The organism is Stenotrophomonas maltophilia complex sp. Om-AH-Sm3 (assembly GCF_059337855.1).
The window spans coordinates 116395-126702 of sequence record NZ_JBYBLQ010000012.1 but is presented as its reverse complement, the minus strand read 5'-3'; the positions used below and the strand labels follow the sequence as shown (position 1 = coordinate 126702).

Sequence of the window (10308 nt, the reverse complement as noted above, 5' to 3'; positions counted from 1 at the left end):
CGATGGCGCCATCCATGGCGCCAACGGTTTTGGAGAGGGCCATCCGCCCCCTCTCGACAGTTTCCTGCGGGCGCGGACGGGAAGGGCGGAATCAAAGGCAGAAGCAAAGCAAAAAGGCAGCCACTGGCTGCCTTTTTTGCTTGTTGGGGTCAGATCCCTTTGCGCAGCAAAGGGATCTGACCCCGGCCTTTGACCCTGCCTTTGCTCATCCCTCCGCCGCGGGGAGGCCGGAAGGGCCGGGTTGGCAGGGCTGCCCGGGACCGTTGGCGCCATGGATGGCGCCATCGAGCCCCCATGGAAGGGTTCACGGCGTGTCCCGGGCAGCCTTGCCAACCCGACCCACGCCATGAAGCCCATCGAGGCAACGCCTTGAACCTTACAGCGCCTCGAAAATACCCGCCGCGCCCATGCCGGTACCGATGCACATCGTCACCATGCCGTACTTCTGCTGGCGACGACGCAGGCCGTGCAGCAGGGTTGCGGTACGGATCGCGCCGGTTGCACCCAGCGGGTGGCCCAAGGCAATCGCGCCGCCCAGCGGGTTGACCTTGGCCGGGTCCAGGCCGCAATCGCGGATCACTGCCAGCGACTGCGCGGCGAAGGCTTCGTTGAGCTCGATCCAATCCAGCTGGTCCTGGGTCAGGCCGGCCTGCTTCAGTGCCTTCGGGATCGCGGCGATCGGGCCGATGCCCATCACTTCCGGGCGCACCCCGGCCACCGAGAAGCTGACGAAACGGGCCAGCGGGGTCAGGCCGTAGTCCTTGATCGCCTGTTCCGAGGCCAGCAGCACGGCACCGGCGCCATCGCTCATCTGCGACGAGTTGCCAGCAGTGACGGTGCCGCCGAACTGGCCGTTGCGGAACACCGGGCGCAGCTTGGCCAGGCCTTCAGCCGAGGAATCCGGGCGCGGGCCCTCGTCGGTGTCGGCGATCTTGTTGCGGGTGATGATGCGCTGGCCGTCGGCCAGGTCCGGCAGGTGCGAGACGATCTCGTACGGGCTGATTTCGTCCTTGAACTCGCCGTTCTGGATCGCGGCCATGGCCTTCTGGTGCGAGGCCAGGGCGAACGCGTCCTGGTCTTCGCGCGAGACCTTCCACTCTTCGGCCACCTTCTCGGCGGTGATGCCCATGCCGTAGGCGATGGCGACGTGGTCGTTGTCGAACACGCTCGGTGCCATGGCGATCTTGTTGCCCATCATCGGCACCATCGACATCGACTCGGTGCCGCCGGCCAGCATCAGGTCGGCGTTGCCCAGGCGGATCGCGTCGGCGGCCTGCGCCACGGCCTGCAGGCCAGAGGAGCAGAAGCGGTTCACGGTCTGCGCGGCGATGGTGTTCGGCAGGCCGGCCAGCAGCACGCCGATGCGGGCCACGTTCATGCCCTGCTCGGCTTCCGGCATGGCGCAGCCGATGATGGCGTCATCGATGCGGTTGACGTCCACACCCGGGGCCTGGGCGACGACGCTGCGCAGCACGTGCGCAAGCATGTCGTCGGGGCGGGTGTTGCGGAACATGCCCTTGGGCGCCTTGCCAACCGGGGTACGGGTGGCGGCGACGATGTAGGCGTCCTGGATTTGCTTGGTCATTGCAATGATCTCTTGAATAGGGGTTGGAAGAGGTTGCCGGCCAGCGGCCGGCACTACCGATGTCTTCCGTCAGTTCCGCAGCGGCTTGCCGGTCTTGAGCATGTGCGCGATGCGGGCCTGGGTCTTTTCCTGCTGGGCCAGTTCGACGAAGTGCTTGCGCTCCAGGGTCAGCAGCCACTCTTCGTCGACCAGGGTGCCGCGGTCGACCTTGCCACCACACAGCACGGTGGCGATGCGCTCGGCGATCTCGTAGTCGTACGGGCTGATGAAACGGCCTTCCAGCATGTTGACCAGCATCATCTTGAAGGTGGCGATGCCCACGTCACCGGCGACCTGGATGCGGCGTGCCGGCAGCGGCGGGCGGTAGCCGGCTTCGGCCAGGGCGCGTGCTTCGGCCTTGGCGATGTGCAGGGCCTCGTAGCTGTTGAACACCACCTTGTCGGTGCTGCGCAGCAGGCCCAGCTCCTTGGCGTTGACCGCCGAGTTGGACACCTTGGCCATCGCCACGGTCTCGAAGGTCTTCTTCAGTTCGGCGAACACGTCGCCACCCGGACCGGCGGCCCGCGAGGCGCGCACGGCCAGCTCCTTCAGGCCGCCACCGGCCGGCAGCAGGCCGACGCCGGCCTCGACCAGGCCGATGTAGCTTTCCAGGAAGGCCACGGTCTTGGCGCTGTGCATCTGGAATTCGCAGCCGCCACCCAGCGCCAGGCCACGCACGGCGGCCACCACCGGCACCAGCGAGTACTTGATGCGCTGGCTGGTGCGCTGGAAGTTGGCCACCATTTCCTCGAACTGGTCGACCTTGCCGGCCTGCAGCAGGCCCAGCGCGCCGGCCAGGTCGGCACCGGCGGAGAAGGGTTCCTTCTGCTGCCAGATCACTAGGCCCTGGAAGTCCTTCTCGGCGCGGCTGACGCATTCCTGCAGGCCATCCAGCACCTGGTCGGACACGGTGTTCATCTTGGTCTTGAAGCTGACCACGGCGATGCCATCACCGTCGTGCCACATGCGCAGGCCGTCGTTCTCGAACACGGTTTCGCCCGGCGCGAACTGCTCGCCCAGCAGCGGATCCGGGAAGCGCTGGCGCTGGTACACCGGCAGCGACGAACGCGGCAGCTTGGCGTTGCGCGACGGGCTGTAGCTGCCTTCGGCGGCGTGCACACCGTCGCGGCCATCGAACACCCAATCCGGCAGCGGGGCGCTGCTCATGCTCTTGCCGGCCACGATGTCATCGGCGATCCACTGCGCCACCTGCTTCCAGCCGGCAGCCTGCCAGGTCTCGAACGGGCCCAGCGACCAGCCGTAACCCCAGCGGATCGCCAGGTCGACGTCGCGTGCGGTCTCGGCGATATCGGCCAGGTGGTAGGCGCTGTAGTGGAACAGGTCGCGGAAGGTCGCCCACAGGAACTGTGCCTGCGGGTGCTGGCTCTCGCGCAGCTTGGCGAACTTCTCGGCCGGGTTCTTGATCTTCAGGATCTCGACCACTTCCGGGGCGGCGGTGCGGTCGGCCGGGCGGTAGTCCTGCTTCTCCAGGTCCAGGACGACGATGTCCTTGCCGACCTTGCGGAAGATGCCGGCGCCGGTCTTCTGGCCCAGCGCGCCCTTGGCAATCAGCGCGTCCAGCCACTTCGGCGACTTGAAGAATTCATGCCACGGGTCATTCGGCAGGGTATCGCCCATGGTCTTGATGACGTGGGCCATGGTGTCCAGACCGACCACGTCGGAGGTGCGGTAGGTGGCCGACTTCGGGCGGCCGACCAGCGGGCCGGTCAGGCCGTCCACTTCATCGAAGCCCAGGCCGAACTGCTGGGTGTGGTGGATGGTGGACAGGATCGAGAACACGCCGATGCGGTTGCCGATGAAGTTCGGGGTGTCCTTGGCATACACCACGCCCTTGCCCAGGGTGGTGACCAGGAATGCTTCCAGGCCTTCCAGCACGGCGGCGTCGGTGGTGGTGGCCGGGATCAGCTCGGCCAGGTGCATGTAGCGCGGCGGGTTGAAGAAGTGCACGCCGCAGAAGCGGTGGCGCAGCTGCTCGGGCAGCACGTCGGCCAGCTTGTTGATGCCCAGGCCCGAGGTGTTGGAGGCCAGCACCGCGTGGTCGGCCACGAACGGGGCGATCTTCTTGTACAGGTCCTGCTTCCAGTCCATGCGCTCGGCGATGGCCTCGATGATCAGGTCGCAGTCCTTCAGCTGCTCCAGGCCGGACTCGTAGTTGGCCGGGGTGATGGCTTCGGCCAGCGACTTGCTGGCCAGCGGCGCGGGGCTCAGCTTGCCCAGATTGGCGATCGCCTTCAGCACGATGCCGTCGGCCGGACCTTCCTTCGCAGGCAGGTCGAACAGCACGGTGTCGACGCCGGCGTTGGTGAGGTGGGCGGCGATCTGGGCACCCATGACGCCGGCACCCAGCACGGCGGCGCGGCGGACTAGCAGGGAATTGGACATGGTGTAGGGCCTTTGTTGGTCAGCAGTTACTGGGTGGAATCAAACGGAAGCGGGCAGGGCGCTGGCGCGTGCGGCGGCGCGGAACCCGGCTTCGGCGAAATGGATCAGTTCGTGGGCGGCATGGGCACGATGCGCCGCTTCGGTGACACCGGCGGGACGCTTGATCAGCCCGAAGTCGGCCATCGCATAGGTGAGCGAGCCGGCCAGGAAGTCGAGGCGCCAGTACAGCTCCTCCTTGCTCAGGTCCGGCACGCATTCGCCGATGGCCTTGCCGAACGCACGCAGCACGTGGCCGTAGTGGTCGGACAGGAACTTGCGCAGGTTGTCGTTCTTCTCGGCGTAGGCGCGGGCGATCACGCGCACGAAGGCGCCGCCGTTCTGGCGGTCCTGGGCCAGCGCCAGGGCCGGCTCGACGAAGGCGGCCAGCACCGGACGCAGTTCGCCAGGGTGCTCGGCGCGTGCGCGTTCGAGCTGCGACAGGCGGGCGCCGGTCATTTCGTCCATGCGGCGGCGGAACACCTCGTTGACCAGGTTTTCCTTGGAGCCGAAGTGGTAGTTGACCGCTGCGATGTTGACGTCGGCCTGGCTGGTCACCTGGCGCAGCGAGGTACCGGCGAAGCCGTGCTGTGCGAACAGCTCCTCGGCCGCGCCGAGGATCCGGTCCTTGGTCGAGAAGTGGGCGGGTTTGGCCATCGGCGGGCAGACCTTAATCAAACGATTGTTTGATACTAGGACCAGACGGTAGCGTATGGCATTTTGCAGTGCAGCAAAATTGCCCGGGCCGGTCAGATTTCACTCAGGTGGGTGAATGCGATGGGGTGGGGTCGGATCCCCGAATGGGGCTCCGACCCCAACGGTGGGTCCCGGAATGGGTCAGAGCCCCTGCGGGAATCCGACCCTTGGCCGCGACGGGGTTGCCGGCCGGCGGCCGGCACTACCATGCCGCGGCTTTATCTTTTACAATTCGCCTACGTTTATCAGGCTAAGCCCGCGTCCCGACGCGGGTTTTTTTCATGTTACCCTTCGGGCCATCAGCGGCCCGATTCCATTGGAGACATCCCATGGCGCTGGAGCGCACCCTTTCGATCATCAAGCCGGACGCCGTTGCCAAGAACGTCATCGGCGAAATCTACGCCCGCTTCGAGAAGGCCGGCCTGAAGGTCGTGGCCGCCAAGTACAAGCAGCTGTCCCGTCGTGAAGCCGAAGGCTTCTACGCCGTGCACCGCGAGCGTCCGTTCTTCAACGCGCTGGTCGAGTTCATGATCTCCGGCCCGGTGATGATCCAGGCCCTGGAAGGCGAGAACGCCGTCCTGGCCCACCGCGACCTGCTGGGCGCCACCAACCCGAAGGAAGCCGCGCCGGGCACCATCCGCGCCGACTTCGCCGAATCCATCGATGCCAATGCCGCCCACGGCTCGGACTCGGTCGAGAATGCCGCGATTGAAATCGCCTACTTCTTCGCCGCCACCGAAGTCGTCTCGCGCTGAGAGTAATGCCGTGAACGAGGTCGTACAGTCCCCCGCCATCCAGCCGCTGCCGAAGTCGGCACCCGCGGCTGGCAAGCAGAACCTGCTCGACCTTGATCGCGCGGGCCTGGAGAAGTTTTTCGTCGAGGTTCTCGGCGAAAAGAAGTTCCGTGCCCATCAGGTGATGAAGTGGATCCACCATCGCTACGTCACCGATTTCGATGAAATGACCGACCTCGGCAAGGTCCTGCGCGCCAAGCTGCAGGCCCATGCCGAGGTGCTGGTTCCCAACATCGTGTTCGACAAGCCCTCCGCCGACGGTACCCACAAGTGGCTGCTGGCGATGGGCGTGGATGGCAAGAACGCCATCGAGACCGTGTACATCCCGGACAAGACCCGCGGCACGCTGTGCGTGTCCTCGCAGGTCGGTTGCGGCCTGAACTGCACGTTCTGCTCCACCGCTACCCAGGGCTTCAACCGCAACCTGACCACCGCCGAGATCATCGGCCAGGTGTGGGTTGCCGCACGCCACCTGGGCAACGTGCCGCACCAGATGCGCCGCCTCACCAACGTGGTGATGATGGGCATGGGCGAGCCGCTGATGAATTTCGACAACGTCGTGCGCGCCATGAGCGTGATGCGCGACGACCTGGGCTACGGCCTGGCCAACAAGCGCGTGACCCTGTCGACCTCTGGCCTGGTGCCGCAGATCGACCGCCTGTCTGCCGAAAGCGACGTGTCGCTGGCGGTGTCGCTGCATGCGCCGAACGACGCGCTGCGCGAGACGCTGGTGCCGCTCAACAAGAAGTACCCGATCGCCGAGCTGATGGCCTCGTGCGCACGCTACCTGCGCGCCAACAAGCGCCGCGAGTCGGTCACCTTTGAATACACCCTGATGAAGGGCATCAACGACAAGCCCGAGCATGCCCGCGAGCTGGCCCGCCTGATGCGCCAGTTCGACAACGCGGTGCAGGCCAAGGATTCGGGCAAGGTCAACCTGATCCCGTTCAACCCGTTCCCGGGCACCCGCTACGAGCGTTCGGAAGAAGCGCACATCCGCGCCTTCCAGAAGATCCTGCTCGACAGCAACGTGCTGACCATGGTCCGCCGCACCCGTGGCGACGACATCGACGCCGCCTGTGGCCAGCTCAAGGGCCAGGTGATGGACCGCACCCGCCGCCAGGCGGAGTTCAACAAGACGCTGCAGGCGGGGAAGGGGAGTGATGCCGCGGCCTGACCGCCTCTGGCTGGTTCTGTTCGCAGGCGTGCTGGCCGTTGCGGTCGGCGGCTGCAAATCCCATCCCAAGGCCAAGCTCGGGCCGAGCCAGGCACCGGTCTATTCGGTGGGTGACCCGGAAAGCGTGCGGCGCGAAGTGCGCTGGCGCGACCTGTTGACCCTGGCGACCCGTGACCTGCAGGTCGGTAATCTCGACGCCGCCGAGCGCAAGGTGCGCGAAGCGCTGAAGCTGGCGCCGGAGGCGCCCGATGCGCTGGTGCTGCACGCTGGCATCGATGACCGTCGTGGCCGCACCCGCCAGGCGGGCGAGAATTTCCGCAAGGCCGCCGAGCTGGCGCCGCAGCGCGGAGACGTGCTCAACAACTACGGTGCCTGGTTGTGCCAGCAGGGCCAGCCGGCCGAATCGCTGGTCTGGTTCGACCGGGCGCTGCAGGCGCCGGGCTATGCCACCCCGGGCGAAGCGCAGGCCAATGCCGGCAGTTGCGCACTGGACGCTGGGCAGCTCGAACGTGCCGAGCGCGACCTGCGCGCGGCACTCGTCGCTGCGCCGGCCAACCCGGTTGCGCTGGAGTCGATGGCCCAGCTGAGCTTCCGCCAGGGCCGCTACATGGAGGCCCGGGCGTTCGCCGAACGTAGGATTGCGGCTGCACCCGCAACGCGTTCCGTGTTACAACTTGCGTCTCAAATCGAAGTGAAGCTGGGCGATCGGGCGGCATCTGATCGTTATCTGCAGCGGATTCGACAGGAATTTCCGCAGGAAGCGGGCTCCTAACTCCAGGGTTGATGCATTGTGATTGATGACCAGACTGTGAGCGCTCTCGAGACTGCGGCCGGCTGCGGCACCCGCCTGCGCCAGGCCCGTGAAGCGGCCGGACTGACCCTCGAAGATGTCGGCTCGCGCCTGCGCATGCCGGTCCAGGTGGTCAAGTCGCTGGAAGAGGAACAATGGCAGAAGCTGGGGGCGCCGGTGTTCGTGCGCGGCCAGCTGCGCAGCTATGCGCGCCTGCTCGACGTGGACGTGGGCGAGCTGCTGGAACAGGCCCAGGTCGGCCCGGTGGTTCCGCCCACCCTGGTCAGCCATACCCATACCCCCCGTGCGCGCCGCATTGCCGAGAACCTCGGTCGGCGCGTGCTGTATGTCGGCATCACCGCCGTGCTGGCGGTGCCGGTGTGGTTCGCCACCCGTGGCCACTTCGACGGCAGCGCGACGCCGTCGCCGAGCACCGCCTCGCTGGACGTGATCCCGGCCGCCGTGCCGGTCACGCCGTCCGCAGCCGGTAGCGAGACGGCCGCCCCGGCCGAAGCGACCACGGCCCCGGCCAGCAAGCCGGCGGCCACCCCTTACGTCGCCTCGCTGGCCCCGGTGCCGCGCCCGGCGCCGGCCCCGGCTGCCGGCAATGCGCTGGAAATGCAGTTCAGCGGCGACAGCTGGGTCGACATCGGCGGCCCGGACGGCAGCACCGTCGAGAAGGCACTGATCAAGTCCGGCGAGACCCGCAGCTTCACGCCGGGCCAGGTGACCCGGGTGACCCTGGGCAACGCCTCGGCGGTCCAGGTTCAGCAGAACGGCGCTATCGTCGATCTGACCCCCTACCAGCGAGCCAACGTGGCACGCTTTCAGGTATCCTCTGAAGGCTCCGTAGTCCCGGTTTCGCACTGAGGCGCGGTTTCACCACCTTCGATTAAACCCAATGGTCCCTCCCGACGGGCGGGGCGAGAGTACGCATGGCGATCGACGATCTGCTCGACGAGCACGAACAAAGTGAACGCGTCCGCAGCTGGCTGCGGAAGAATGGCGCCAGCATCCTCGGTGGCGTAGTCATCGCCATCGGTGCCATTGCCGGCTGGCAGTGGTACCAGAAGGAGCAGGGCAGCAAGCTGGCCTCGGCCAATGTCGAGTACCAGAAGGCCCTGCAGGGCCTGCAGCAGAACAAGCTCGACGACGCCGCCAAGGCGGTCAAGGCGCTCGAAGCCGGTCCGTCCAGCATCTACGGCGACCTCGCGGCGCTGCAGCTGGCCAAGGCCCAGGTCGACGCCGGCAAGAACGAAGAGGCACTGGCCACCCTGCGCAACGTGAAGGTCGAAGGCGACCTGCAGCGCGTGGTCGACCAGCGTGTGGCCCGCCTGCTGGTGGCCACCGGCAAGAGCGACGAGGCCATCAAGCTGCTGGGCAGCGCCACCGACAGCAGCAGCCTGGAAATCCATGGCGATGCGCTGATGGCGCAGGGCAAGCGTGACGACGCCCGCGTACAGTACGAGAAGGCGCTGAAGACGCTGGACGTGGCAGCGCCGCAGCGGCGCCTGCTGGAAACCAAGGTTATGGACGCCGGCGGCACCGTTGCCGCCCCTGCGGAGTCGGTTTGATGAGTCAGAAGGTCATGATCACCCGCGTCGCCACCGTGCTCCTGATGGGCATGGCCCTGACCGGCTGCGGCACCATGAAGGGCTGGTTCGCCGGCAAGGACGCGGCGGCGAAGAAGGCACAGGAACCGGCTGAGCTGGTCAAGTTCGAGCCGACCGTGAAGGTCAGCAAGATCTGGTCGGTCAACCTCGGCAAGGGCGAGCGTCGCATCGGTGTGCGCCAGGGCCCGGCGGTGGCCAACGGCCACGTGTTCGCTGCGGCGATCACCGGTGGCGTGCACGCCATCGACCTGCAGACCGGCAAGAAGGTCTGGACCTGGGAGCCGAAGAAGGAAAAGAAGAAGGCCAAGCTGCGCCTGTCCGGCGGCCCGGGTGTCGGTGAGAACCTGGTCGTGATCGGCACGCTGGATGGCCAGGTCATCGCGCTGGACATCAACGACGGCAGCGAGAAGTGGCGCGCCCGTGTTCCGGGTGAAGTCATCGCCGCGCCGGCCGTTGCCCAGGGCATGGTCTACGTGCGCAGCAACGACGGTCGTGTGACCGCCTTCGATGTCGGCAACGGCACCCAGAAGTGGTTCAACCCGAGCGAGCTGCCGGCGCTGACCGTGCGCGGCAACGCGCCGGTGGTGACCGGCCCGGGCGTGTTGTTCATCGGCAAGGACGAGGGCGCGGTTGCGGCCCTGGCCCAGCAGGATGGCCGCACGCTGTGGGAACAGAACCTCGGCAACGGCGAAGGCCGCACCGAGCTGGAGCGCATGGCGGACGTCGACGGCGCACCGGTGCTCGATGGCAACACCCTGTACGTGAGCAGCTTCAAGAACCAGACCATGGCCATCGAAGGCCCGACCGGTCGCCCGCTGTGGGCGCGCGACCATGGCGGTGCCGGTGGCGTGGCGGTATCGTCCGGCAATGTGTTCGTGACCGACAACAAGGGCGGCGTGTTCGGCCTGGACAAGGCCAGCGGCGCAGCCATGTGGTCGCAGACGGCACTGGCCCGTCGCTCCCTGACCGGCCCGGCACTGCACGGCGACTACGTCGTGGTCGGTGACTACAAGGGATACGTGCACTGGTTGCAGGCCTCCGATGGTGCGATGGCGGCACGGGCAAAGAGTGGCGGTGACGCCCTGCTGGCCCAGCCGGTCGTCGTCGACGGGGTGCTGCTGGTGCAGAACGTGGATGGCAAGCTGACCGCCTTCCGGTTGGCAAACTAAAAAATT

General features: G+C 66.8%; 10 protein-coding genes. 7 read left to right on the top strand and 3 right to left on the bottom strand.

From position 1 onward, the window contains the following. Window positions 1-193 (top strand): hypothetical protein (locus tag AC10QF_RS15205; RefSeq protein WP_494542456.1); only part of this gene is annotated, 193 nt, incomplete at its 5' end. A gap of 183 nt (window positions 194-376) precedes the next feature. On the opposite strand, the gene AC10QF_RS15200 is transcribed toward AC10QF_RS15205, so the two are convergent. From AC10QF_RS15200 to AC10QF_RS15190, 3 genes are all read right to left on the bottom strand, one after another. Further along, window positions 377-1585 (bottom strand): acetyl-CoA C-acyltransferase, encoded by a 1209-nt coding sequence (locus tag AC10QF_RS15200; RefSeq protein ID WP_019661304.1) that lies wholly within the window; start codon window positions 1583-1585, stop codon window positions 377-379. 69 nt (window positions 1586-1654) lie between these two features. Then, on the bottom strand, window positions 1655-4027 hold the full coding sequence (locus AC10QF_RS15195) for a 3-hydroxyacyl-CoA dehydrogenase/enoyl-CoA hydratase family protein (protein ID WP_164284328.1): 2373 nt from the start codon (window positions 4025-4027) through the stop codon (window positions 1655-1657). Between the two features lie 39 nt (window positions 4028-4066). After that, window positions 4067-4720 (bottom strand): TetR/AcrR family transcriptional regulator, encoded by a 654-nt coding sequence (locus AC10QF_RS15190; protein WP_005416238.1) that lies wholly within the window; start codon window positions 4718-4720, stop codon window positions 4067-4069. Window positions 4721-5088: 368 nt separating this feature from the next. Here AC10QF_RS15190 and ndk point away from each other — a divergent pair, with 368 nt between their 5' ends. The 6 genes from ndk to bamB all read left to right on the top strand — a co-directional run bounded on the left by ndk (window position 5089) and on the right by bamB (window position 10302). Next, window positions 5089-5514: a nucleoside-diphosphate kinase gene (gene ndk / locus AC10QF_RS15185; RefSeq protein ID WP_005409295.1), complete on the top strand. Its 426-nt coding sequence runs from the start codon at window positions 5089-5091 to the stop codon at window positions 5512-5514. 10 nt (window positions 5515-5524) lie between these two features. Further along, window positions 5525-6730 (top strand): dual-specificity RNA methyltransferase RlmN, encoded by a 1206-nt coding sequence (rlmN, locus tag AC10QF_RS15180; protein WP_111177211.1) that lies wholly within the window; start codon window positions 5525-5527, stop codon window positions 6728-6730. Then, a complete protein-coding gene (gene pilW / locus AC10QF_RS15175) occupies window positions 6717-7502 on the top strand; it encodes a type IV pilus biogenesis/stability protein PilW (RefSeq protein WP_494542455.1) in 786 nt (261 codons plus the stop codon). Before rlmN ends, pilW begins: the two co-directional genes overlap by 14 nt. 18 nt (window positions 7503-7520) lie before the next feature. Continuing rightward, window positions 7521-8390 (top strand): RodZ domain-containing protein, encoded by an 870-nt coding sequence (locus tag AC10QF_RS15170; protein WP_111177207.1) that lies wholly within the window; start codon window positions 7521-7523, stop codon window positions 8388-8390. Window positions 8391-8455: 65 nt separating this feature from the next. Next, window positions 8456-9094: a YfgM family protein gene (locus AC10QF_RS15165; RefSeq protein WP_014036903.1), complete on the top strand. Its 639-nt coding sequence runs from the start codon at window positions 8456-8458 to the stop codon at window positions 9092-9094. Next, window positions 9094-10302: an outer membrane protein assembly factor BamB gene (gene bamB, locus AC10QF_RS15160; protein WP_005416243.1), complete on the top strand. Its 1209-nt coding sequence runs from the start codon at window positions 9094-9096 to the stop codon at window positions 10300-10302. The genes AC10QF_RS15165 and bamB overlap by 1 nt, the downstream gene beginning before the upstream one ends. Window positions 10303-10308 lie beyond the last annotated feature (6 nt).

Bases quoted from the DNA above. Each gene is read 5' to 3' on its own strand.
- bamB (WP_005416243.1), top strand. From the start codon at position 9,094: ATGAGTCAGAAGGTCATGATCACCCGCGTCGCCACCGTGCTCCTGATG.
- ndk (WP_005409295.1), top strand. From the start codon at position 5,089: ATGGCGCTGGAGCGCACCCTTTCGATCATCAAGCCGGACGCCGTTGCC.
- AC10QF_RS15195 (WP_164284328.1), bottom strand. From the start codon at position 4,027: ATGTCCAATTCCCTGCTAGTCCGCCGCGCCGCCGTGCTGGGTGCCGGC.
- AC10QF_RS15165 (WP_014036903.1), top strand. From the start codon at position 8,456: ATGGCGATCGACGATCTGCTCGACGAGCACGAACAAAGTGAACGCGTC.
- pilW (WP_494542455.1), top strand. From the start codon at position 6,717: ATGCCGCGGCCTGACCGCCTCTGGCTGGTTCTGTTCGCAGGCGTGCTG.
- AC10QF_RS15190 (WP_005416238.1), bottom strand. From the start codon at position 4,720: ATGGCCAAACCCGCCCACTTCTCGACCAAGGACCGGATCCTCGGCGCG.
- AC10QF_RS15200 (WP_019661304.1), bottom strand. From the start codon at position 1,585: ATGACCAAGCAAATCCAGGACGCCTACATCGTCGCCGCCACCCGTACC.